The sequence below is a fragment of the Neobacillus novalis NBRC 102450 genome (genome assembly GCF_001591805.1).
GTDB classification, from domain to species: Bacteria; Bacillota; Bacilli; order Bacillales; family Cytobacillaceae; genus Neobacillus; species Neobacillus novalis.
Window position 1 is genome coordinate 128,227 of sequence record NZ_BCVP01000005.1, and the last position, 23,761, is coordinate 151,987.

At 40.1% G+C, this 23,761-nt stretch carries 25 protein-coding genes and 1 other annotated feature; of the genes, 1 reads left to right on the plus strand and 24 read right to left on the minus strand.

Going from position 1 to position 23,761, the window contains the following annotated elements; translation table 11 throughout:
• Positions 1-7: 7 nt before the first annotated feature.
• The 19 genes from dnaG to rpsU all read right to left on the minus strand — a co-directional run bounded on the left by dnaG (position 8) and on the right by rpsU (position 17,139).
• Positions 8-1,861, minus strand: coding sequence for a DNA primase (dnaG, locus tag BANVL01_RS04025; RefSeq protein ID WP_066090168.1), 1,854 nt, complete (start codon positions 1,859-1,861; stop codon positions 8-10).
• A 574-nt stretch (positions 1,862-2,435) separates the two neighbouring features.
• Entirely contained in the window at positions 2,436-3,245 is an 810-nt protein-coding gene (locus BANVL01_RS04030; protein ID WP_066090174.1) for a pyruvate, water dikinase regulatory protein, read from the minus strand.
• A gap of 29 nt (positions 3,246-3,274) precedes the next feature.
• Positions 3,275-3,907 carry a transcriptional regulator CcpN gene (gene ccpN / locus BANVL01_RS04035; RefSeq protein ID WP_066090177.1) on the minus strand — a complete coding sequence of 211 codons (633 nt, stop codon included), beginning with the start codon at positions 3,905-3,907 and terminating at the stop codon, positions 3,275-3,277.
• Positions 3,908-4,031: 124 nt separating this feature from the next.
• Positions 4,032-5,414, minus strand: coding sequence for a glycine--tRNA ligase (locus tag BANVL01_RS04040; RefSeq protein ID WP_066090180.1), 1,383 nt, complete (start codon positions 5,412-5,414; stop codon positions 4,032-4,034).
• Positions 5,415-5,473: 59 nt separating this feature from the next.
• Positions 5,474-5,659, minus strand: a binding site (T-box leader).
• Between the two features lie 50 nt (positions 5,660-5,709).
• Positions 5,710-6,462 (minus strand): DNA repair protein RecO, encoded by a 753-nt coding sequence (gene recO, locus BANVL01_RS04045; RefSeq protein ID WP_066090183.1) that lies wholly within the window; start codon positions 6,460-6,462, stop codon positions 5,710-5,712.
• Positions 6,463-6,498: 36 nt separating this feature from the next.
• Positions 6,499-6,642 carry a YqzL family protein gene (locus BANVL01_RS26520; protein WP_024030127.1) on the minus strand — a complete coding sequence of 48 codons (144 nt, stop codon included), beginning with the start codon at positions 6,640-6,642 and terminating at the stop codon, positions 6,499-6,501.
• A 159-nt stretch (positions 6,643-6,801) separates the two neighbouring features.
• Positions 6,802-7,722, minus strand: a complete 921-nt coding sequence (gene era, locus BANVL01_RS04050; RefSeq protein WP_066090186.1) for a GTPase Era — start codon at positions 7,720-7,722, stop codon at positions 6,802-6,804.
• Entirely contained in the window at positions 7,712-8,113 is a 402-nt protein-coding gene (locus BANVL01_RS04055; protein ID WP_066090189.1) for a cytidine deaminase, read from the minus strand. Before BANVL01_RS04055 ends, era begins: the two co-directional genes overlap by 11 nt.
• A 192-nt stretch (positions 8,114-8,305) precedes the next feature.
• Positions 8,306-8,686, minus strand: a complete 381-nt coding sequence (locus BANVL01_RS04060; protein ID WP_066090192.1) for a diacylglycerol kinase family protein — start codon at positions 8,684-8,686, stop codon at positions 8,306-8,308.
• Complete coding sequence (ybeY, locus tag BANVL01_RS04065) at positions 8,670-9,140, minus strand: rRNA maturation RNase YbeY (protein ID WP_066090195.1); 471 nt, start codon at positions 9,138-9,140, stop codon at positions 8,670-8,672. Before ybeY ends, BANVL01_RS04060 begins: the two co-directional genes overlap by 17 nt.
• Positions 9,137-11,311: an HD family phosphohydrolase gene (locus BANVL01_RS04070; protein ID WP_066090198.1), complete on the minus strand. Its 2,175-nt coding sequence runs from the start codon at positions 11,309-11,311 to the stop codon at positions 9,137-9,139. The genes ybeY and BANVL01_RS04070 overlap by 4 nt, the downstream gene beginning before the upstream one ends.
• Before the next feature lie 371 nt (positions 11,312-11,682).
• On the minus strand, positions 11,683-12,645 hold the full coding sequence (locus BANVL01_RS04075; protein WP_066090201.1) for a PhoH family protein: 963 nt from the start codon (positions 12,643-12,645) through the stop codon (positions 11,683-11,685).
• Positions 12,642-13,835: a sporulation protein YqfD gene (gene yqfD, locus BANVL01_RS04080; protein ID WP_066090204.1), complete on the minus strand. Its 1,194-nt coding sequence runs from the start codon at positions 13,833-13,835 to the stop codon at positions 12,642-12,644. The genes BANVL01_RS04075 and yqfD overlap by 4 nt, the downstream gene beginning before the upstream one ends.
• Positions 13,832-14,134, minus strand: a complete 303-nt coding sequence (gene yqfC, locus BANVL01_RS04085) for a sporulation protein YqfC (protein ID WP_066090206.1) — start codon at positions 14,132-14,134, stop codon at positions 13,832-13,834. The genes yqfD and yqfC overlap by 4 nt, the downstream gene beginning before the upstream one ends.
• Before the next feature lie 85 nt (positions 14,135-14,219).
• A complete protein-coding gene (locus tag BANVL01_RS04090; protein ID WP_066090209.1) occupies positions 14,220-14,690 on the minus strand; it encodes a YqfB family membrane protein in 471 nt (156 codons plus the stop codon).
• A 30-nt stretch (positions 14,691-14,720) separates the two neighbouring features.
• Positions 14,721-15,713: a flotillin-like protein FloA gene (gene floA, locus BANVL01_RS04095; RefSeq protein ID WP_066090212.1), complete on the minus strand. Its 993-nt coding sequence runs from the start codon at positions 15,711-15,713 to the stop codon at positions 14,721-14,723.
• A 20-nt stretch (positions 15,714-15,733) separates the two neighbouring features.
• Entirely contained in the window at positions 15,734-16,369 is a 636-nt protein-coding gene (locus BANVL01_RS04100) for an NfeD family protein (RefSeq protein ID WP_066090215.1), read from the minus strand.
• 134 nt (positions 16,370-16,503) lie between these two features.
• Positions 16,504-16,950, minus strand: a complete 447-nt coding sequence (locus BANVL01_RS04105; protein ID WP_066090218.1) for a GatB/YqeY domain-containing protein — start codon at positions 16,948-16,950, stop codon at positions 16,504-16,506.
• A gap of 15 nt (positions 16,951-16,965) precedes the next feature.
• Complete coding sequence (gene rpsU / locus BANVL01_RS04110) at positions 16,966-17,139, minus strand: 30S ribosomal protein S21 (RefSeq protein WP_007087607.1); 174 nt, start codon at positions 17,137-17,139, stop codon at positions 16,966-16,968.
• Positions 17,140-17,347: 208 nt separating this feature from the next.
• Between rpsU and BANVL01_RS04115 the strand changes: the two genes are divergently transcribed.
• The gene (locus BANVL01_RS04115; protein WP_066090221.1) at positions 17,348-18,289 is read left to right on the plus strand and encodes a Na/Pi symporter; all 942 of its coding nucleotides are present in this window, start codon (positions 17,348-17,350) and stop codon (positions 18,287-18,289) included.
• An 83-nt stretch (positions 18,290-18,372) separates the two neighbouring features.
• On the opposite strand, the gene deoC is transcribed toward BANVL01_RS04115, so the two are convergent.
• The 5 genes from deoC to dnaJ form a co-directional block, all read right to left on the minus strand.
• Positions 18,373-19,050 (minus strand): deoxyribose-phosphate aldolase, encoded by a 678-nt coding sequence (deoC, locus tag BANVL01_RS04120; protein ID WP_066090225.1) that lies wholly within the window; start codon positions 19,048-19,050, stop codon positions 18,373-18,375.
• Between the two features lie 334 nt (positions 19,051-19,384).
• A complete protein-coding gene (mtaB, locus tag BANVL01_RS04125; protein WP_066090228.1) occupies positions 19,385-20,758 on the minus strand; it encodes a tRNA (N(6)-L-threonylcarbamoyladenosine(37)-C(2))-methylthiotransferase MtaB in 1,374 nt (457 codons plus the stop codon).
• 7 nt (positions 20,759-20,765) lie between these two features.
• The gene (locus BANVL01_RS04130) at positions 20,766-21,515 is read right to left on the minus strand and encodes a 16S rRNA (uracil(1498)-N(3))-methyltransferase (RefSeq protein WP_066090231.1); all 750 of its coding nucleotides are present in this window, start codon (positions 21,513-21,515) and stop codon (positions 20,766-20,768) included.
• Positions 21,516-21,615: 100 nt separating this feature from the next.
• The gene (prmA, locus tag BANVL01_RS04135) at positions 21,616-22,557 is read right to left on the minus strand and encodes a 50S ribosomal protein L11 methyltransferase (RefSeq protein ID WP_066090234.1); all 942 of its coding nucleotides are present in this window, start codon (positions 22,555-22,557) and stop codon (positions 21,616-21,618) included.
• Between the two features lie 17 nt (positions 22,558-22,574).
• Positions 22,575-23,708 (minus strand): molecular chaperone DnaJ, encoded by a 1,134-nt coding sequence (dnaJ, locus tag BANVL01_RS04140; protein WP_066090238.1) that lies wholly within the window; start codon positions 23,706-23,708, stop codon positions 22,575-22,577.
• Positions 23,709-23,761: the final 53 nt, after the last annotated feature.

The window sequence follows — 23,761 nt, forward strand, 5'->3', positions numbered from 1 at the left end:
ATATAATCTATAGCGATTTACGCAATTGATTGATTTCATTTCCAATTTTAGCAGCTCTAGTAAATTCACCTTGCCGCTCTGCTTCTTTTAGTTCCACTTCTTTTTCTTTTATCTTTAACAACTTTGGATAATTCAACACCTGTTTGATATAATCAGTTAATTCTTGATTGCTTAACTCGTCATTAATCGGCATCATTTCAATGTTTGCAACCATTCTTCTAAGATTTCCATCTTGAATATAGGTTAAAAACGCACTAGTGTCAGGTTCTTGGTGTTCCTCATAAAATCCTAACAGATAGGTTATTATCGCCTGATGTTCATCAATATTGAACGTCTGACCCGCAAGTAAATCCTGAACCTTATAAGCCACATCGCGGTTTTTCAGCATATGGGCAATTAAACGCCTTTCTGCTGTATAATGTTTAGGCTTTAATGCGTTTGCTTGTTTTGCAATGACGAGAGGTTTATTAAGTGGTTCGTTTTTCCCAGTTGTTCTCCTTTTTTCAGCAAAGAATATCTGCTTCTGCTGCTGTTTTAAGGCATCCTGCGAAAGCGAAAGTTCTGCTGCAAGCTGCTGTTTTAAAGCATCCAGCGATAGCGAAAATTCTGCTGCAAGCTGCCTTAAGTAATGATCTCTTTCAACCGCTTTATCTAATTTGCTGATTTCTTTGATTATGACTTCGATATAAGCAAGCCGATCTCCTTCAATCTGAAGATTTTTCCCTCTTCGAAAGTAAAGAAATTTAAAGGCCATCCAAGTTAAACTTGCACCTATCACCCCATTGCGGAATTTTTCAGGGCCATTTTTTTTAATATAATCATCAGGATCCAGTCCATCAGCCATCATGGCAACCTTGATTTGAAAACCCGCATTGTTTAAGTGATTACCGGCACGGAACGCGGCTTCAATTCCCGCTTTATCAGAATCATAGCAAATGGTTACCGATTGGACGCTTTGACGTAAAAGGGCTATATGATCATCTGTCAAGGATGTCCCCATTGTGGCAATACCATTCTCCACTCCAGAGCGGTCCGCGGCGATGCAGTCGGCAAAGCCTTCAAATAAAACAGCATGCTGCATTTTTTTTATGCTTGGTTTAGCTAAATGATAATTATATAAAATTTTGCTTTTATTAAAGATTGCTGTTTCGGGACTATTTAAATATTTTGGCTCATCAAGCCCTAGTGATCTCCCTGAAAAAGCAATCGTTTTGCCATTTCGGTCATGTATCGGAAACATAATTCGATCCCTGAAGCGATCAAAATAGGTCCCGTCCCTCTCGCGCTTAATAATCAAGCCGGCATGCTCCATCCATTCAGGTGAAAAATCCCTTTTAGAAAGGAATTTATACACAAAATCCCATGAATTTAACGAATAGCCAATTTGAAACTTATCGATTGACTCGCGGGTAAAGCCTCTCTCCAGCAAATACTCTAAAGCATGCTGGCCTTCTTTTGTATTTACCAGTAAGTGATGGTAGAATTTCCCTAACAATTCATGCGCATCATGCATGGCTTGAAATTCTTTGGAAACTTTTTTCTCACCAAGCGACGATGACAAATTAATCTCCAGGTCAATATTTACCTTCGCTGCCAGCTTAATGGCTGCTTCTTGAAAGGAGATTCCTTCTAGCTCCATTAAAAAAGAAAAAACATTTCCCCCAGCTCCGCAGCCAAAGCAGTGGAAAATTTGTTTGTCGGGTGATACTGAAAAAGATGGGGTGCTTTCTCCATGGAAAGGACATAATCCGAAGTAATTTCGCCCCTGTTTTTTCAGTTGAACATAGTCACTGATTATCTCGACAATATCAACAGTCTGACGAATTCGATCGATTTTTTCTTCGGCAATACGGTCTGCCATGAAAACAACTCCATTTATACTACAGGTATTCGGCAGAAACTAATTAAATCCCTGCAAATTTCGACAATTTTTTTTAATTCTGTCCTGAATCCGCCCCAGGTCCTCCATGTATGTCGTAATATCTCCTTTACCCTAATGGTTCTTGATGAATCGGTCTGAGGCAACTTTCCTGAATCAACATATTTCCAGGCTGCATATGTATTCTTGTCTTTCATATGTGATCGCAGGAAACAGCAAACAGCACTACAAGGAAAAATGAGAAGCAACTTCGACAAAAATCGTCGGAATGTTTTTTACTTAAGTATTAATTCTACATCACTCCGCATATTCCTTCTTAATGAGTTAACTTTTATAAAAGGATTTATGTCGAATTTTTTTGGGACTTTTAAGGGGTCCCTGCCTTGACATCTAACAATAAATAGTTTATTCGTTCACATCCAACTCTAAACCTAAAAAGATACATTTTTATCACAATTTTTTATTATAGTATATTAATTATCATTTTGCCATAACTTTTTTCAATATTATTCTTTTTTCTTTTTCATTGAAAAACACATAATCGAATGATTATGTGTTAAGGTCTGCCTTTTTGAATATAATTTAGAATGACATTTGCCGTTTCTTCCACTGCTTTATTTGTAACATCAATAACTGGGCAATTAATTTTTTTCACAACATTTTCGAAAAAGGCTAATTCTTCTTTAATCCGCTCGATTTTCGCGTAACTCGCCTGATCATTTAAACCTAAAGATAATAAGCGTTCCCGTCTAATATTGTTTAGTTTTTCGGGGCTTATTTTGAGACCAAAGCATTTTTCAATGGGAACTTTATAAAGTTCTTCGGGCGGGTCGACCTCTGGGACTAGCGGGACATTCGCTACCTTTAAGCGCTTATGTGCCAAATACTGTGATAATGGCGTTTTCGAGGTTCTTGAGACCCCAATCAAAACAATGTCTGCTTTTAATATACCTCTTGGGTCACGGCCATCATCATATTTGACTGCAAATTCGATTGCTTCCACTTTTTTGAAATATTCCTCATCAAGTTTCCTGACAAGGCCTGGTTCACATAAAGGCGCCTTCCCGCTGAAAACTTGAATCTGATCTATGATTGGACCGATTAAGTCAACGGCTAGTATCCCTTCCTTTTTTGCTCTCTCCTTCATATATGTACGCATTTCAGGTTTAACTAGTGTAAAGGCAATCATCCCTTTATCCAGTGACACTAGCGATAATACCTCATCAATATGTTCATTGTCTTCTACATATGGAAACGTTTTTAACTTCATCCCTGCGCCATTGAACTGGCTGACGGCAGCTTTTGTAACTAATTCAGCTGTCTCACCGACTGAATCAGAGACAACATAAATGATTGGTAAACTCATTCTCCCTCAACAACTCCTCATATCCTAGTTTATTCATCGCCTAACGACACAAACGCTTTTGTGATGTTTGTTTTCGTTACTCTGCCAATTACCTCGAAACCTTTGTCTGATTTCTTAACTACCGGCAAGGCATCTATTTGCTTTTCAATCAATTTTTTAGCGATATCAATTAATAAATCTTCTCGTTCACACATGGCTATATTTGGCATCCTTGTCATAATGATATTGACTGGAATCGTTGTAAGCTCCTGTTTCCCGATACTTGCCCGAAGGAGATCCTTTCTGGACAATACACCAACTAAAATTGTGTTTTGATCGACTACAAACAATGTTCCTACATCTTCAAGGAACATGGTACAAATAGCATCATATACAGAAACATTTTCATTAACTACAACGGGAATGGATTGATAATCCTTTACATAAATTTTTTGCAGGTTTTCTGTTAACAGCTGAACCCCAGACTTACCCGTATAAAAATAGCCGACACGCGGCCTTGCATCTAGAAAACCTGCCATCGTTAAAATGGCAAGATCCGGTCTTAATGTCGCTCTTGTCAAACCTAGTTGATCAGCAATTTGCTCTCCAGTAATCGGCCCATTTTCCTTTACAATGTCCAATATATGCTCTTGGCGTTTAGTCAGTTCGATTGTTCTCACCACCTTAAAATACCGATATTTGCATTTAAATTATTCTGAAGACCTAATAAAGTCATACTATAATAGAATTATTATAACCTATATAGCCTTCATTTTAAAAGAAAACCCGCCGGATGGCGGGTTTCTTTTAAAATGACATTTTTTCTTGTAAAAAGCTAACTAGTTCAGTAATCGGGATTCGCTTTTGCTCCATTGTATCGCGGTCGCGAACAGTAACCATGTTGTCTTCTTTGGAATCAAAGTCATAGGTAATACAGTATGGTGTACCGATTTCATCATGACGGCGATACCGTTTACCAATGGAACCCGCTTCATCGTAATCAACTGAAAAATGTTTAGCTAAGGCAGCGAAAACCTCTCTTGCCTCTTCAGACAGCTTCTTCGATAATGGAAGTACTGCCGCCTTAAATGGAGCAATGGCAGGATGGAAGTGCATAACCGTTCTTGACGTACCATCTTCCAGCTGTTCTTCGTCATACGCATCTATCAAGAATGCAAGTGTTACCCTGTCAGCACCCAGTGATGGTTCTATACAAAATGGAACATACTTTTCATTCGTCTCAGGGTCTAAATAGTGGAAGTCCTCATTAGAGTATTCCATATGCTGCTTCAAATCATAATCCGTTCTCGAAGCAACACCCCATAATTCACCCCAGCCAAACGGAAACTTAAATTCAAAATCAGTTGTCGCATTACTGTAGTGAGAAAGTTCATCTTCTGAATGGTCGCGCAGGCGTAAATTTTCCTCCGTAAGGCCTAATGATAGTAACCAGTCTTTCGCAAATTGCTTCCAATAATCGAACCATTTAAGCTCTTCACCTGGCTTACAGAAAAATTCAAGTTCCATTTGTTCGAATTCTCTTGTCCGGAAGGTAAAGTTACCAGGGGTAATTTCATTGCGGAAGCTTTTTCCAATTTGAGCAATACCAAATGGCAGTTTCTTTCTCATCGTCCGCTGTACATTTTTAAAGTTAACGAAAATACCCTGAGCTGTTTCCGGGCGAAGAAAGATTTCATTCGTGCTTGATTCTGTTACCCCTTGGAAGGTTTTAAACATTAAATTGAACTGACGAATACCCGTAAAATCATAGCTGCCACAATCCGGACAGGCGATATTGTGCTCTTTAACCAGCTCTTCCATTTTTTCAAACGGCAATCCGTCAACCACCATTTCAATGCCTTTTTCATCAAGCGCATTTTCAATTAATTTATCGGCACGGTGACGGGCTTTACAATTCTTACAATCCATCATCGGGTCGTTAAAGTTGCCAATATGGCCAGAGGCTTCCCAAGTTCGCGGGTTCATCAGGATACTGGCGTCCAAGCCGACATTATAAGGAGACTCTTGAACGAACTTTCTCCACCATGCCTGTTTAATATTGTTTTTAAATTCAACGCCTAACGGGCCGTAATCCCAAGTATTTGCAAGGCCGCCGTAAATTTCCGAACCTGGAAAAATAAATCCTCTGTGTTTAGCATGTGAAACAATTTGCTCCATCGTTACTTTCATTGCTTTTCGCTCCTTCTTTTTAGAGAAATAAAAAACTCCCGTCTCTATGCTTTATTAAGCATAGGGACGAGAGTTACCCGCGGTTCCACCCTATTTGCTGCCATGAGAGCAGCCTCTTTAAATTGTGTTTAACAACACTTGATTGCTCAAGAACGCCTTCGTTAGTGCCCTATACCCTAGCTCACACCGTCCTAGGTTCGCTTTTATAGAGATGACTAAGTACTCTTTTCCGTCACAGCAATTATTTTATTAACCAAAATTTTAACCAATACTCCAAACATTGTCAACAAGGCGTTTAAAAAAGATTGCGAAATTGATCCATGGAATTAAGGAATTTCTTTGTTTTGAGATGTAAGCCGGAATACTCTTCATAGTAAGCAGTAATCACATTTTTCAGTTCAGCCTTCGTTTCTTCTTTAACAGAAATATTACCTAACCTTGAAAGATCAAAATAATAAAATAGCCGTAATAATTTAACTGCAGCTGGCGATAACTTAAAATGATACGGATCCTTATCTAAACAGCGGTGGCAGATAAGCCCACCTTCACGAATCGAAAAAGAAAAATGTCCGTCTGTACTGCCGCAAACGGAACATTGATTTAAGATGGGGTACATCCCGATGACATTTAACATTTTCATCTCATAAATATTCATCAGAATTTCCGGATCATAGCCTTCATTCATGTAATTCAATGTTTGATAAAGCAATTCAAAATGAAACGGGTTTGGTTTTTTATCTTCTGTACATTTATCCGTTAATTCAACAATATAACTGGCATAGGCAGTTAAGAAAATATCCTCACCGATTGAACGCCATGAGGTAATGGTTTCTCCCTGCTGTAAGCTTCCTAAACCAGACCCTCTAGAAATGAGAAAATACCCATGTGTAAACAGCTGGGAAATGGAGGAAAGGCGGCTGTTTGGCTTTTTAGCTCCTCGCACCATCGCACCAATCTTTCCCCATTCCCTTGTATATATGGTTACAATTTTATTGGTCTCACCATAATCTGTCGTTCTAATCACGATGCCTTCACACTTCTGAAGCATTAAAAGCCACCTTCTTAAGGAGCGCGAAAGACTTGCTTATGAAACGGGAAAATCGATTTGTGCTAGCTCTTCATTCAGATTTCCGGGTATTTCTTGGTTTTCCTTCTCAAGCTCTTTAAAGAGAAGATATGTGTCAATATTACCTGTCTGAAGGAATACTTTCCACGTAAAATCCATCAACGAAAACCCCACCTTTCATTATTTAGACTAGCCTTATTCGGGTCCCAAACCTTACAATTATCATAGCCTGCCAGCGCAAAAATCATAAGACGAAAATATTGTTAATGTTGTCCATGCATAATCTTGTAGGTAAGATAATATTTTAATTAGGGTGATTCATTAGTATTCATTTTCGTTGAAGCCGTAATCGCGAAGCTGGGACATCTTATTGCGCCAATCCTTTTGAACCTTCACCCAAAGCTCTAAAAATACCTTTGACCCTAGGAGATTTTCAATATCTACACGGGCCCGCTTTCCGATTTCTTTCAGCATACTTCCTTGTTTTCCAATAATAATCCCTTTTTGTGAATCTCTTTCCACGATTACAGTGGCCATGACATGAATGATATCTTTACCCTTTTGCTGCTCCATTTTGTCAAGAACTACAGCCAAAGAATGGGGAATTTCTTCCCTCGTTAAGTGCAGTGCCTTTTCCCTTATCAGTTCAGTAATGATAAACCGTTCAGGGTGATCGGTAACCTGGTCAGCAGGATAATATTGTGGACCCTCGGGTAAGAAGGACTTAATTTGGTCTAACAGCCGCTCCACATTATTTCCTTCAAGTGCAGAAATGGGCACAATTTCTTTAAAGGCATATTTGTCTTTATAAGACTGAATAATTGGCAATAATTCATCCGGGTGGATTTGATCAATTTTATTAATCACAAGGAATATTGGTGTGTTTACAGTTTGGAATTTTTCGAGAATGAATTCTTCGCCACGGCCAAATCCCTCTTCAGCATTTACCATAAATAGAATCAAATCAACTTCTTTTAGTGTATTTTGTGCAACCTTCATCATAAAGTCGCCTAATTTATGTTTTGGTTTGTGGATACCTGGTGTATCGATAAAAATCATTTGCGCATCATTAACTGTTAACACACCCTGAATTTTGTTACGAGTCGTTTGCGGTTTATCACTCATAATGGCAATTTTCTGGCCAATCACTCGATTAAGGAACGTTGATTTCCCTACATTTGGCCGGCCAATAATCGAAATAAATCCAGACCTGTATCCGTTTTCATTCCCATTATTCTGCATGTAAATCCTCCGGCGAAAAGGCACCCGGCAATAGATCTTCTACAGTAATTTCTTGAATATCCCCTTTTAGGTTAGTTAAAACCACCTTCATATCCTTAGGGCACAATTCAGAAATTACTTGCCGGCAGGCACCGCAAGGAGAACATGGTCGTTCTGTATCTGCTACAACGGCAAGTAGAGCAAAATCCCGATCGCCATGTGAATAGGCACTAAAAAGGGCTGAACGTTCTCCACAGTTGCACATACTATAAGCTGCATTTTCTATATTACAGCCATGATATACTTTTCCATCCGTTGTTAACAAGGCTGCCCCTACTCCAAATTTCGAATAAGGCACATACGCTTTTTCTCTTGCTTTTTTTGCTTCTTCAATTAATTGTTCGATGTTCACGATTCTTCTTCCCTTCCAGCAGAAATCTGCTGTTCCTTTATTTTACATTAAAAATGAGAGAAAATCATTACTTGCAACAAAAAAGTAATAAAAAATTTTAAAAAGTTAGAATTTTCTCATAAGTCAGCTTATCCTAAAATTTTAAGCCGATATGTCATTTTACCGAATTCCCCATCCCTTTTCAAATCGTTGCTAAAATAAATTTAGAACGTAAGGGGAAAAAATGATCATCCCCATTGCAACCGAGAGGAAAGCATAAACTAAGACAGCCCCAGCAGCCAAATCCTTCGCTTGTTTTGCAAGCGGATGATATTCTTCTGTCACTAGATCAACCACACGCTCGATAGCGGTATTTACCAGCTCTAAGGCAAACATGCCGCCAATAGCAAGAAGGATAAATAACCATTCTATTTTAGTAATCGAAAAATAAAACGAAACGAGTAAAACAATGATGGAACTGATGAAATGAATCCGCATATTTCTTTCTGCTCTAAGAGCTGTATTAACCCCCGATATGGCATATGACAAAGAGCTAATGAAAGGGATCGGATTTCGTTTATCTTGTGAGTCCATACTCGTTTAATATTTCCTTTTGCAGAGTAAACATTTCTTTTTCTTCATCCTCGCTCATGTGGTCATAGCCTAAAAGATGCAGGAAACCATGAACCGCGAGGAACCCGAGCTCCCGTAAAAAAGAATGCCCATACTCCTTTGCCTGCTCTTTTGTTTTTGGAACTGAGATAATAATGTCCCCTAGGACACGAGGTATCTCGCTGCCAGTTATTTCAATTTCTCCTTCGCCCAGCTCTTCCATTGCAAAAGAAATAACATCGGTTGGAGTATCTTTCTTACGATATTCCCGGTTAATCTCTTGAATTCTCTCATTGGAAACAAATGTGACTGAAACTTCGCTATGAATTTCCACATTTTGTTTATTTGCTGCAAAATTTAATACTCTTCCGATTTCAAGCATTTGTTCGTCTGTAAGTTCATTGGTTTCGTCGATACAATCAATTAGTAATGTCATGCTTGCTTCACCTTCTTTTTTGTCATTTCTGGATATTCAATCCGCGAGTGAAAAATCCCCTTTAATGTTTCACATAACGTATGGGCGACGGTTTCAATTTCCTTGATTGTGATATCACATTCATTTAATTGACCATCCTGGAGCCGGTCAGCGACAATTTTATTGACAAGCGATTCAATTAATTCGGGCGTGGGCTGCGATAAAGACCGGACAGCAGCCTCCACGCTGTCTGCAATGCCAACAACAGCAGACTCTTTAGTCTGTGCCTTTGGTCCCGGATAGCGAAAATCGCTTTCCTTTGTTTCTGCATCGCTTTGGAGCGCCTTGTGGTAGAAAAATTTCAATAATGTTGTCCCATGATGTTGTTCAGCAATATCAATAATTTCTTTAGGCATATGGTATTTCTTCAAGATAGCAGAGCCGTCTGTTACATGCGCAATGATGATATGAGAACTCTTGTCTGGCGGCAAGCGATCATGAGGATTATCATGGTGCATTTGATTTTCAATAAAAAAGTTCGGCCTTTTTGTTTTACCAATGTCGTGATAATAGCTGCCAACCCTTGCCAAAAGACCATTTGCCCCAATTGCCTCACACGCAGATTCTGCTAAATTAGCGACCATTACACTATGATGATAGGTACCGGGTGACTCCATTAAAATTTTTCTAAGCAGCGGGTGATTCGGATTAGAAAGCTCTATCAGCCTCATCGTCGAAAGAATCCCAAAACTAGCCTCTAAAAAAGGCAGTAAGCCTATGGTTAACACTGCGGAGCCAATGCCAGACACAAGGGCTGTTATAAGATAATACCCATATTCGATTCCTGAGAACTGACCGTTTGGCAGAAACATTAACGCCACTATCGTCAAAAGATTAACTAATGACGCAATGGAACCTGCTTGCAATATTTTCGAGCGATGATTTTGCCCACTCAAAAACAGGATACCCGCTAAAGCGCTGAAAAGGATATATATACCTTCTGAAAAGTTTAGGGTTCCTGTTACCCCTTCATTGAAAAGAACACTACCGCAAACCGCCATAATAATCGCCGTGAGGATGGCCAGCTTTTCATCAATTAATATCTTGATTAGCATGCCCCCCATCGCAGCAGGGAATAAATAGCCAATTCCCGTATAATTAAATATTTGCAGCAGGCTGACCAGTTTCATAATTAAAATGGAAAGGATAAAAATAATTCCATACAATAATAAAAACGTTTGCCGCTGCTCGGGAAGAGATTTCATTTGATAAAAATAATAATAGACAGCCGAAAGAATAATAATAATTAAGACAACTAACCCAATGAATGGTTTAAATGATTTTTCAGTATTGAGAAGACCTACCAGCTTTAACTGCTGATAAATATCCTGATTAATTAATTTTCCTTCTTCCACTATTATTTGCCCCTGAAGAATCTTTACATGTTCTACGTTTTCAGCCGCCTGCAGTCGCAAATCCTCTGTGGCAGCCGGGTCATAAAATTCATTTTGAATTACTGCATACCTGCCCAGTTCAATTGCAGCGGTTCTTAAACCATCATTTAATGGTGAGTATTTTAATTCTTCCTCGACTCTCTTTTTGGCATTTTCTACTTCATCTCCAGGTATTCTTTTCGTCATCACATTGTTGATGGCTGTTACGGTCGAGTCCTTTGCGATGGACAACTCATCGTTACTAGCTTGGACTAAGCTTGAGAACACTTGCCCGGGGAGATCCTTTGAAACACCCGATGTCAATTTTGCTTTAAGCCTTGTCACTTTTTCCGATACATTCGGCTCCTCTTTTGCCGGTTTTTCCACAGTAGCCAGCTCTTCCTGCTTCTTTATTTCATCTTTTATTTCATCATTGACCTCTGCTGCTGCGGAGAAAATCGAAGTAATTAAATCAACACGGTTTTGCGTGTATTCATTTTTTAAGGTATAAACAGGCGGGACTTGGTCGCGTGCCTCTTTTCGTTTTTTCTCCGTACTCTTTTTATCCTCCACAGTCCCCGGGGAACGGATTGTCTGATCAGCAACTGAAAACAAGCCTAAATCAAGTTTTTCTGGCTTTACTTGACTATACATCGCAGTAAAAAGGACAGCCCCTAATACAATAAAAAATAGGATTCGAAAAAAGGTAATATCGAGCAGCTTTCGTATCCGTATGAAGTGTTTATGCAGTTTTTCCAACTAAATCCCCCCAAGCGCGGCCCGACTTTATAGCGAATATTAAACATATTATTGCTGAAAGTATGCTTTATGTAAAATGATAACAGTTTTTCTATCAAGTTTCACCCACTAAACGAAGCAGATTGATTATTTTATTAGAAAAGCGCAAGCGCCCTGGTCAGCGGCGTATGGCCTGGAGCGCTCCAACTGAGATAAAGGAAACACGAAGAGCGGAGCGATTCGATGTTGACTTATCGTAGGGCGGAGAGCGAAGGACACTAGCCGCTAGGGCGCTGGAGCTGGACAATTCTCGAAGTTCAATGAAATAAATTCTGATATGAAATGGAAAAAGGGATAACCCATGTAAACAGGTTTACCCCTTTTGCATAAATTTAGATTGTTTTCTTCTCATAGGCTTCAATAATCTTGCCCACAAGCGGATGACGGACAACATCGCTTTGTTCTAAAAAGATAAACGAAAGCCCGTTTACATTTTGTAAAATCTCTTCCGCTGCGATTAAGCCGGATTTTGCTCCCTTAGGCAAATCAATTTGTGTTTTGTCGCCCGTAATAATCATTTTTGACCCGAAGCCAAGTCTCGTCAAAAACATTTTCATTTGGGCGTGTGTAGTATTTTGGGCCTCATCTAAAATAACAAAGGCATCATCTAATGTACGGCCTCTCATATACGCTAGAGGAGCAATTTCAATCGTCCCTCGTTCAATTAGCCGCTGTGTATGTTCGACGCCCAAAACGTCGTTTAAAGCGTCATACAGGGGCCTTAAATAAGGATCCACCTTCTCTTTCAAGTCTCCTGGCAAAAATCCAAGACTTTCTCCCGCTTCAACAGCCGGCCTTGTTAAGATAATTTTATTTACCAGACCATTTTTTAGCGCACCCACAGCCATAACCACTGCGAGATAGGTTTTCCCCGTTCCCGCTGGCCCAATTCCAAAAACTAGGTCATGCTTCTTAATTGCCATTACATATTGCCTTTGTCCCAGGGTTTTAATCCGAATGGTTTTGCCTTTGACATTTTTGCCGATTTCCTCATCATACAAATTGACAAAGTAATCAAGTGTTCCTTTATTTGCCATTTGCACAGCATAGAGGACGTCCCTTTGACTAATATTAATTCCCTTTCGAATCACAATCATTAATTTGTCAAGAATTTGCCCGGCAAGGCTGACCTTCTCCTCGTCACCTGATAGGCTAACAGATTCCCCTCTCGTTATGATGGAGACATCAAGCTCTTGTTCAATTATTTTTAAATTTTGATCAGAGTTACCCAGCAGCGTAATCGCCTCAGCTGGATTTTCTAGCTGTACTTTTATCGTTGTTAATTTTTCTGTCATTCAGGCGTCTCCTTGAATATCGGTTGTCCGACTGCTATATTTTCGATTATTTTAAAGTGGATATCTAGTATAACTTTACCATTTTTAGTTGACTTGTGTAAAATTTTTTCATCTTTGATAATAGCATCTTCATCTAATTCGCTTTTTATTTGTTTTTTTGCCATGTTAAGTGCTTCTTTTTCCGCCTCTTCGTTTGTATATTCACGAGTAAATTCTTCCCGTTCTCGCATTGTTCTATGAACGTAGGATATTGGCAAGTCCCACTTTAAAAAGTGAATTTTACGGACATCCTTTTCCGTCTCATATTTTTCAAACTCCGGCTTCCCAAAACCCCAAATCGGAATCTCCCAACTGCCCACTAAAAGAGATTGTTTTTGTTTTTCCTTACCGTTATATACCTTGAAGTTCGTTATTAACGGGAGCTTGACGTTACTTTTGTACCAAGTTTCACCCCAAACCTTCCCGGTAGCTGCAACTAACTCGGTATTCCCTTCTTGTCCATATACTCCGGAAACGAGTATTTGCCCTTTCTCTACATGGTCATTCCTCTCAACAACTGGCTGACCCGTTTCAACAAACATGTTGACAATAGTGGCCTTCTTTTTCGCGACAAGATTTTGTGGTGATAATTGCTCTGGCTTTTTGGGCTCATTTTTTTCAACCACTTGAAGATGATAGGTTGTCCCGTTTAACTCCACGCCAACCCAGGTAAGATCACCAATGTTATTCGTTAATTGCCGCTGAATTCCTTCCACATTTTTAACGAAGAATTGAACCTTGCCAATTTTTACACCCATCTTGTCCAACTCTTTACGAATTTTGTATTCTGTCGCGGGTTTCGCTCCTTTTATTTCAATACCCCAAATAACGTTTGATAAAAATAAGATGATGAACAGGAAAACACCTGCGCCTAGCAAAAAGCCGCTATTTTTTAACAATCTTTTGGCTAAAAAAGGGATTCCGCTTCTTCGCAAAAAGGTAATGGAGCATTCGCTTTTTCTTGCATAATGACGTATGTTCATCGCATCTCGAAGCCTCATTCTAAAGGTAATGGTCTCCGTTCCATGCCGCTTAACATTCCAAATATGAATACCATTCCTTATTAGCACATTTAAGAAACGCTCAATCCCCTTCCCAGATACTTTAACGGTCACTCTGCCATAGAGAAATTCAATCCACTGGTTCTTCATTTTTTTCCTCCCGGATTATCAGTTAAATAAATGACCTGATCAATTTTTCCTTCTAACAAAATTTCTTCTGGTAAAATCGTTTTAATCACAAAAGAACTTCCCTTTATCAATAATTGGCCTTGCTTTAATAGCAGGCGCAGCTCTTTATCAGTGAAGGCCAGCAGGCCACGGTGGTTCTCAATATATACATGGATTTGGCCAATCATCGTAATCCGAGGCAGATCCATCATGACATCCTGAGGAAGATCCATTTTATTAGCCATCCAATTGCGGACTCTTTGGCCCCATTTTTTTGCCATAAAAAAAGAACCCCCTTTCATCTCATATTATGAAATGAAAGGGGGTTCTAGCACATCTTTTTAGATTTGATTAATGATGGTCCGCCTAGCCTCTTTTAGCAAAATACGGTTTTTTTGAACGTGGTTCGCCAAGAATTTCTGACCAGACAATTCCATTAACCAGTGTTTTGGCATCAGGATATTCAGAAAAAATCGTTCCGGCTTCTTCTTGCTTATCCTTCTGAACACGTTCTTTAATTATTTCTTTTTGCTGTCGAGAGGCGGCCGCTCTTTCACGACTGGATTCGGACTCTTTTCTCACCTGCAAGTACTCTTTTTCGAGTTTTTGCGGAGCAGCTGTTTTTTGCTCAACTATTACCGAGCTCGGTCTTGTTGGTTCCTTAATTGGGCTCAGTTCACTTATTTCTTGATCAGTAAGCTCTTGAAAAAGCTTGCGGATTTCCCCGATACCATTGGGTGAAGTGGGCTTATTTTGGGATTGTCCGCGATTATTTTTTGCTTTACCAAACATTGAAGTGATAATGCCGATAACTATCATGACTAATATTGTATTCAAAACTTCCCCTCCTTTTTTTCAAAGTGGGTTTTACTGGCCGTCCTTTTTATCACCGGATATTTTCCCGATGGAGCCTCTCATGTCAGTGTCTGCCGAAATGTTTTTAAAGTTCATATAGTCCATGACACCGATATTTCCTGATTTAAGGGCTTCAGCCATCGCAAGTGGAACTTCTGCTTCTGCTTCAACTACTTTTGCTCTCATTTCCTGAACCCTTGCCATCATTTCTTGCTCCGAAGCCACCGCCATTGCCCGACGCTCTTCAGCTTTCGCTTGGGCAATTTTCTTGTCGGCTTCAGCTTGTTCTGTTTGTAGTTCCGCTCCGATGTTTTTACCGATATCTACATCCGCAATGTCAATCGATAAGATTTCAAAGGCCGTACCGGCATCGAGTCCTTTTGATAACACAGTTTGCGAAATTAACTCTGGATTTTCTAACACCTTGCTGTGATTAATCGATGAACCAATCGTTGAAACGACACCCTCACCAACACGGGCTACCACAGTTTCTTCTCCCGCGCCACCGACAAGGCGCCCAATATTTGCGCGAACTGTAATTCTTGCTTTTACCTTTACTTCAATCCCATTCATCGCAACACCTGCAATAAACGGTGTTTCGATTACCTTTGGATTAACACTCATTTGTACCGCTTCTAACACGTCACGACCAGCAAGATCGATGGCAGCACAACGTTCAAATGATAATTCAATATTGGCACGATGTGCGGCAATGAGTGCATTGACCACTCTATCGACATTCCCACCGGCCAGGTAATGGCTTTCAAGCTGATTGATCGTGACATTGATTCCAGCTTTATGGGCTTTAATCAGCGGATTAACGACCCTGCTTGGAGTTACCCGTCTAAGTCTCATCCCTACTAATGTAAAAATACTAATTCGCACTCCGGCAGCAAGTGCTGAAATCCAGAGCATGACCGGTACAAACGATAATAGAATTCCAAAAAGAATTAAAGCAACTACGACAACAGCAAGAATAAAAATTGTTCCATCATTAATTTGCATTTAATTTAAACCTCCTTCGACTATTTCACTTCTCTTACTACAATGCGGGCTCCTTCAACTTTAATTACTTTTACCCTGGCATCCTGTTCAATAAAGCCGCCTTCACTCACCACATCGATTCGTTCATGATTAATAATAACCGTTCCAGCCGGCCTTAAGACCGTTAATGCTGTCCCCGTCTTCCCCAAAAGGTCTGTCCGGTTAATATTAGAAACATATCCATCCTCATTCTTAGTTGAATCAAACAGAACCATTTTACTAAACAGAACCAGTTTTTTATCAAAAACCTTAATCATACTAAAGAAAACGACGATAGAAATGATGATGGCAATTAAGATGGATACCCCCATTTGCATGGCATCTTCTCCTGATAAAAAAAGACTTAAAATTAACGCAGCGACACCCAGTGTTCCTGCAATCGCACCAGGCAAAAAGAATTCTATAAAAATAAGAAGAATTCCTGCCACAAATAATACTAGCGCGCCCCATCCTGCAAGTCCAGCTTGAAAATGGCCATAAAAGAATAGTATTAATGCAAAGATCCCGATGAATCCAGCTATACCAAACTTTGATGAAAAAAGTTCCATGACGATGCCAACCCCTGCAATCGTTAAGAGAACGGTTACAACAATCGGGTCAGTAAGAAATTCTATCATCAGTTGTCCCCCCCTTTTTTTTCTCTTTTTCAACTGACTGACATTAATACGTTTGAGCTCGAAAAAAGTTTCATTATATTTATTAATGTTAAAAGACCGCAGACTAGATTGCCTGCGGTCTCAGTGTCAGAATACTATGAAAGGTGTTGTTGTACAAATTTATTTACAAGTGACCCGTCTGCTTTACCCTTTACTTTGGGCATAATTGCAGCCATCACTTTTCCCATTTCCGCTTTTGATTTTGCACCGACTTCAGAAATTGTTTCTTTTACAATCTCTGATAATTCAGCTTCAGAAAGCTGTTTCGGTAAATACAGTTCGACGATTGCCAGCTCTGTATGCAACTTATCAACTAGATCTTGACGACCAGCCTTATCAAATTCATGGAGGGAGTCTTTGCGTTGTTTTACTTCGCGAGAAAGGATTGTTAGCTCTGTATCCTCGGAAAGCTCTTTTGTTCCAAGCCTGATGGCTTCATTTTGCAACGAAGCTTTCACCATCCGAATGACGGAGAGTCTGTCTTTTTCCTTGTTTTTCATCGCTTGTTTCATATCATCATTTAAACGCTCGAGAAGACTCATATATTACACCCTCTCTTAAAACTTACGTTTTCTAGCTGCTTCAGACTTTTTCTTACGTTTTACACTTGGCTTTTCATAGAATTCGCGCTTTCTTGCCTCTTGCAAAGTACCAGTTTTTGATACTGTACGTTTGAAGCGACGAAGAGCATCTTCAAGCGATTCGTTTTTACGAACGACGGTTTTAGACATTCTCTTTCCCTCCCTCCGAAACACAACACACTAACATTCAATCCATGTACCTTGCAATTATAATATAACCTTGAAACAAGGTCAACTGAAATTCTCTGTGTTAGAACGAGCTTTTCATTTTTTTATGCAAATTATAGAAAAGCTTGTCTGAAAAATTGGCATGTCCTCCAGCATTTGACCATAGAATGAAGGGGAGGAGGCCTAAGACATGCTTTACACACTATTATTTCTTCTTTGTATTTTATTATTTATTTTTGGGATGACGATTATTAGGTTTGGGTTATTCAATTTGTCTGCGAATAAATTGAAGTCATGGCTGATCAAACTAACACGTACACCATTAAAAGGTATGTTGACCGGAACGTTTATTACCGCGCTCCTGCAAAGCAGCACGGCTGTCATGGTCATTACCATTGGCTTAATTTCGGCTCGAATTATGACCTTTCCTCAGTCAATCGGCATTATTCTCGGCACCAATATTGGCACTACTTTTAAAACAGAACTAATTACCTTTGATTTAGATGCGGTGCTAGTTCCTCTTGCCATTAGCGGAGCACTTCTTATTTTATTTAAAAATAAAAAGGCAAGAAGTATTGGCATGCTTTTATTTGGAATCGCCTCTGTTTTCACGGCAATGAAAGGTTTCGAATTATTAGCGAAGCCGCTAACCACAATGGACCTTATCCATAAATTTATTTTATCGATTAATGATCATATTTTATTAAGCTTATTAACAGGGACAGTGATTACGGCGATCATTCAATCAAGCACGGCGATGACTGGGATTGCGATGGGTTTTCTAACTGCCGGGCTGCTGCAGTTGGATGCCGGCATCGCGATTGTGCTTGGAGCTAATATCGGCACCTGTATTACAGCGGTTATTGCATCGATTGGCGGCGGAAAAGAATCTCGCTTGGCAGCCTTCGCCCATGTTTGGTTAAATGTATTCGGGGTCTTGCTGTTTATTCCGCTGATCCCGATACTCACTGATAACGCGGCATTACTTTCGAGTAAAAGGGATGTACAATTAGCGCATATTAGTGTGATTTTTAATGTTGCCACTTCCCTGCTTGTTTTACCGTTTGCGACGAGGTTTGGTGAGATGATTTTATTTTTTCACGATCGGCGGCCTAAACGGCCTGTATCATGAGAAAAGACAGCAAAATTGCTGTCTTTTCTTTGTTATTGGGTACTGGATTTGCCTGAGCGTGCGGGATTGACATTAAATTTTTTTTAGTAATCAGAAGTCACGAGCATCCCATTTATGATTGCTACACTTGAGCTTGCTCCAATCCTCGTCGCTCCTGCCTCAATCATTTTTTGGGCATCCTCTGTGCTTCGTACACCACCGGAAGCTTTGACACCAATATCAGGCCCAACCGTTTTCCTCATAAGGGCAATGTCTTCAAAAGTTGCCCCGCCTGTTGAAAACCCGGTAGAAGTTTTTACATAATCTGCACCAGCTTTTACAGAAAGCTCACAGGCGCGAATTTTTTCTTCCTTCGTCAAAAGACTTGTTTCAATAATCACCTTAGTTAATGCCTTTCCCTTGGCTGCTTCGACAACAGCCCGGATATCGCGCTCCACCAGTTCATCATTGTGATCCTTGAGTGCCCCAATATTAATGACCATGTCTACTTCATCAGCACCATGTTCAATTGCATTTGTCGTTTCAAACGCTTTTGTTTCAGAAGTTGTTGCACCTAAAGGGAATCCAATAACCGTACAAACCTTGACATCGCTGCCCTGTAATAATTCCTTTGCCGTTCTGACCCAAGTTGGGTTAATACATACGGAAAAGAATTTATTCTCCTTTGCTTCTTGACAGAGAGTTTCGATTTGTTCTTTTGTTGACTCCGGCTTTAGTAAAGTGTGATCAATCATTGCAGCAACATTTGTTTTAGTAGCCATTTATTTCATGCTCCCTTCGATCTTAAGGTAAATTTGAATTTTTGGATCGATTGTTGCTACTTACTTTAAGTTTCCCTGAAATACATTAGAAACCTATAGTAAATTCATGTGGTTTGACCAAATTATCCTAGGTTTTTAGGAGCGGAAAAGGTTTTGGCTAATTTTCGAGGTGTTTTGGCTATTTTTCATGGGTTTTGGCTACTTTCTTGAGAGTTTTGGCTATTTTTCCAAGAGTTTTGGCTATTTTTTCGAGGGTTTTGGATAATTAGACAATTTTTCCCATAAAAAAACAACCCCAAAAACAAAAAAAGGACCCATAATAGGTCCTCTTTCCTTAAATAGCCGCTTCTTCTTTATTAAAAACTTCTTCTTTTACCAATGAAGTATCTTCAACTACTCGAACAAATTGGCCTTCATTGTATGGGTAACCAGCTTTGATAATTTTCACTTTAACAATTTTACCAATCATCTCTTCCGTTGCTGGAAAGACAACTTTCAAGTAGTTATCAGTATAACCAACATATAAACCAGAGTTTGCTTCATCCTTAAATTCCTCTTCTGGAATTACTTCTAATACTTCGTCTTCAAAAAGTGTGGCGTATTCCTTTGCCAGTTGATCAGAAAGAGAAATTAAGCGGTGAACCCGTTCATTTTTCACTTCTTCATCCACTTGATCTTCCATCCGTGCAGCAGGTGTTCCTGTACGCTTTGAATAAGGGAATACATGGAGCTCAGAAAATTTATGATCGTTAATAAAATTGTACGTTTCCATAAATTCCTCTTCGGTTTCGCCAGGGAATCCAACAATCACATCAGAAGTAACCGCAAGACCTGGAAGCACTTCTTTCAGGCGCTCTAGTCTCTCCCCAAAGAATTCCATCGTATATTTGCGGCGCATTCTTTTTAAAACGGTATTGGACCCAGATTGCAATGGGATATGCAAATGACGGACAACAATATTTGAATGCTTAATTACCTCAATCACTTCATCGGTAATTTGACTCGCTTCAATTGATGAAATGCGGAGGCGTTCTAGCCCGTTTACACCCGCTTCTAACTCTCGAAGGAGCATCGCCAGATTATAATCCTTCATGTCTTCACCATAACCGCCTGTATGAATACCTGTTAGGACGATTTCTTTGTAGCCTGCATCCACTAGCTGCTGTGCTTGGCGGATAACCTCTTTAGGATCACGCGATCTCATTAAGCCGCGGGCCCAAGGGATGATGCAGAAGGTACAAAAATTGTTACAGCCCTCTTGAATTTTTAACGATGCTCGTGTTCTGTCAGTAAAAGCAGGAACATCAAGCTCCTCATAAACGCGATTTTTCATAATATTGCCGACGCCATTAATCGGCTGGCGCTCAAGCTTATATTGTTCAATATAGTCGAGCATTTTCACACGATCCTGTGTGCCGACAACAATATCTACACCAGGAATCGCCATAATTTCCGCAGGCGAAGTTTGCGCATAACAGCCAGTAACGCAGATAACTGCATCAGGATTTTTCCTGACTGCACGCCGGATAACCTGACGGCTTTTTTTATCGCCAGTATTTGTTACTGTACAGGTATTAATAATATAAACGTCGGAAATTGACTCAAACTCGACCCGATCGTAGCCTTCTTGTTTAAACAACTGCCAGATAGCTTCAGTTTCATAATGATTCACCTTGCATCCAAGTGTATGAAACGCGACTGTTGCCATTGTATCCTCACCTCAATAATTCAAAATGATAGGAAATGGCCGAAAGTGCATAGAGCGGGGCCGTTTCCGTTCTTAAAATCCGCGGGCCTAACCCGCATAGACCAAAACCATGTTCCTTTAATTGCTGGACCTCTTCATTCGCTAAGCCGCCTTCAGGTCCAAAAACCAAAAGCAATGACTCACCTTTGTTCATTTTTTTGAGAGTTGAGGAAAAAACGGAAATTTCGCCATTTCTACTCTCATCCTCAAAGGCAGCTAATTTATAATCAAAACCCCTACTTTTCCCTAATAGCGCTTTAAAGTTCATCGGGTTCATAATTTCCGGCATCATAGCACGATGAGATTGTTCAGCAGCTTCTTTGGCAATTTTTTGCCATCTCTCTATTTTCTTGGCTGCCTTTTTTTCATCCCATTTTACAACTGAGCGAGCAGCAGAAAATGGGAAAAACTGATGTGCCCCAAGTTCCGTTCCTTTTTGGATAATCCATTCGAGCTTGTCCCCTTTTGGGAGCCCGCTGGCAATCGTTATTGAAATTGGAAGCTCAGAAATCTCTTCTTTCCATTGTACAACGTCTGCAACGACACTTTCATCGGTAATTTCTGCAAGCCTGCATATGGCCTGTTTCCCTTCCGGGTCAACACAAATGATTTGATCGCCAATTTGCATTCGCATAACCTTGACGATATGATGACGGTCTTCTTCGCCAATGATAAAACAATCCTCATTTGCTCGGTGTTTAACAAAGTAGCGTTGCACACTTTTGCACCCTCTCTAAAACATTTTACTCCTTATTTTACTAAAAAATTTTCAATTTGGGAAATGAAAAAAAGGGGATCTTCTCCCCTTTATTCCATCATTATTTCCGTTTGGCAATAATTGCAACCCAGTCTTCCATTAAAATCGTTTCGGTTATATCAAAACCAGCAGCAACTAGTGCATCTTTAACCTGGTCTTTCTTCTGCTGAATAATTCCCGACGCAATGAAAGACCCACCTGGCTTCACAACTCGGGCAACATCGTCCGTAAACCGTAAAATAACTTCGGCTAGTATATTAGCAACTACCACATCGGCAGAGTTTTCCTCGACACCCTCTAAAAGGTTGTTCTGGGAAATCGTTACATTTTCGCTTACTTTATTAAGCTTGATATTGAGTTTTGCCGTGGTTACCGCAACTTCATCAAGGTCATAGGCTCTGACATCTTTCGCACCAAGCTGTGCTGCCGCAATGCTCAATACCCCAGAACCAGTCCCGACATCAATTACTCTGTCACCTTGACGGACAGTTCTCTCAAGGGCTTGAATACACATCACTGTTGTTGGGTGTGTTCCCGTTCCAAATGCCATACCAGGGTCTAATTCGATAATTAATTCATCGCTGCTGACAGGCTCATAAATCTCCCATGTCGGTACAATCGTGAATTTTTCAGAAATTTTCACAGGGTAATAGTATTTCTTCCAAGCTGTTGCCCATTCTTCTTCGTTCACTTCACTAATGGTTACGTGGTTTTTGCCAATATCAATATCATAAATAATTAAATTATTGATGGATTCCTTAATGGCATCTACCGTTTCACCTAGGAAGCTGTTAACTGGCAGGTAGGCTTTAACAATAACCCCTTCTTGCGGGTAATCATCTGGATTAAGTTGGTAAATCTCTCCGAATTGATCTTCCCTTTCCTTTGTCAGTTCAAAAGGATCTTCAATAACTACACCGCTCGCTCCAGCTTCATGCAAGATATGAGAAATAGGTTCAATTGCCTCATTTGTTGTGTGAATACTGATTTCGGACCATTTCATCCTACCAACTCCAATCCTTACTCGCTTTTAAAGGCACGTTTTACTTTTGAGAAAAAACTTTCTTCATGCTCACCAATTGGCGAAGAGCCGCTTAGCTCGGCGAATTCTCTTAGAAGCTGCTTTTGTTTGTCTGAAAGCTTGGTTGGGGTAATAATGCGAACGAGTATATACTGATCCCCTACACCATATCCGCGGACATTAGGAACTCCCTTCCCTTTCAAGCGGAACTTTTTGCCCGTCTGTGTTCCAGCTGGGACTTTTAGCTTCACTTTTCCATGAAGAGTCGGCACTTCGATTTCGTCACCCAAGGATGCTTGGGCAAATGTGATTGGCATTTCACAATAAATATCATCGCCATCTCGTTCAAAAAACTCATGCGCACGTACTTGGAAAACAACGTAAAGGTCACCTGCTGGACCGCCGTTCATTCCTGCTTCCCCTTGACCAGCCATCCGAAGCTGCTGTCCATCATCAATCCCGGCAGGAATCTTGACATGTATCTTCTTGCGCTTTTTCACTTTCCCGGCGCCGCCGCAAGTGGAACATTTATGTTTAATTTCTTTCCCTGTTCCATTACAGTGATGACAGGTACGACGGTTAACAATCCTGCCAAATGGGGTATTTTGTTCTACGTTTAGCTGTCCGGTTCCATGACAGTGCTGACACGTCTCAGGCTTGGTTCCCGGCTTAGCTCCCGATCCGCTGCAAGTTTCACATGTTTCTTCACGTGGAATTTCAATATCTGTTTCTTTGCCAAACGCTGCTTCTTCAAAAGAAACGGTCATCGTGTATTGAAGGTCTGCACCCTGCCTTGGCGCATTTGGATCACGTCGTCTCGAACCGCCGCCGCCACCGCCAAAAAAGGTATTAAAGATATCTTCAAACCCGCTAAAGCCGCCGCCAAAATCTCCGCCGCCGCCAAAGCCTTGATTTGGATCGGTATGGCCAAACTGGTCATAATGGGCCTTCTTTTGATCATCGCTTAACACTTCATATGCTTCTGTAATTTCCTTGAATTTATCTGCCGCATCTGGCTCTTTATTAATATCTGGATGATATTGTTTAGAAAGTTTTCGATAGGCTTTTTTTATTTCATCCTTTGAAGCGCTCTTATTAATCCCAAGCACCTCATAGTAATCTCGTTTACTCATGATTACCACTCCCGAATCTGTCACATAAAGATTATTCTAACACCGATAATGAT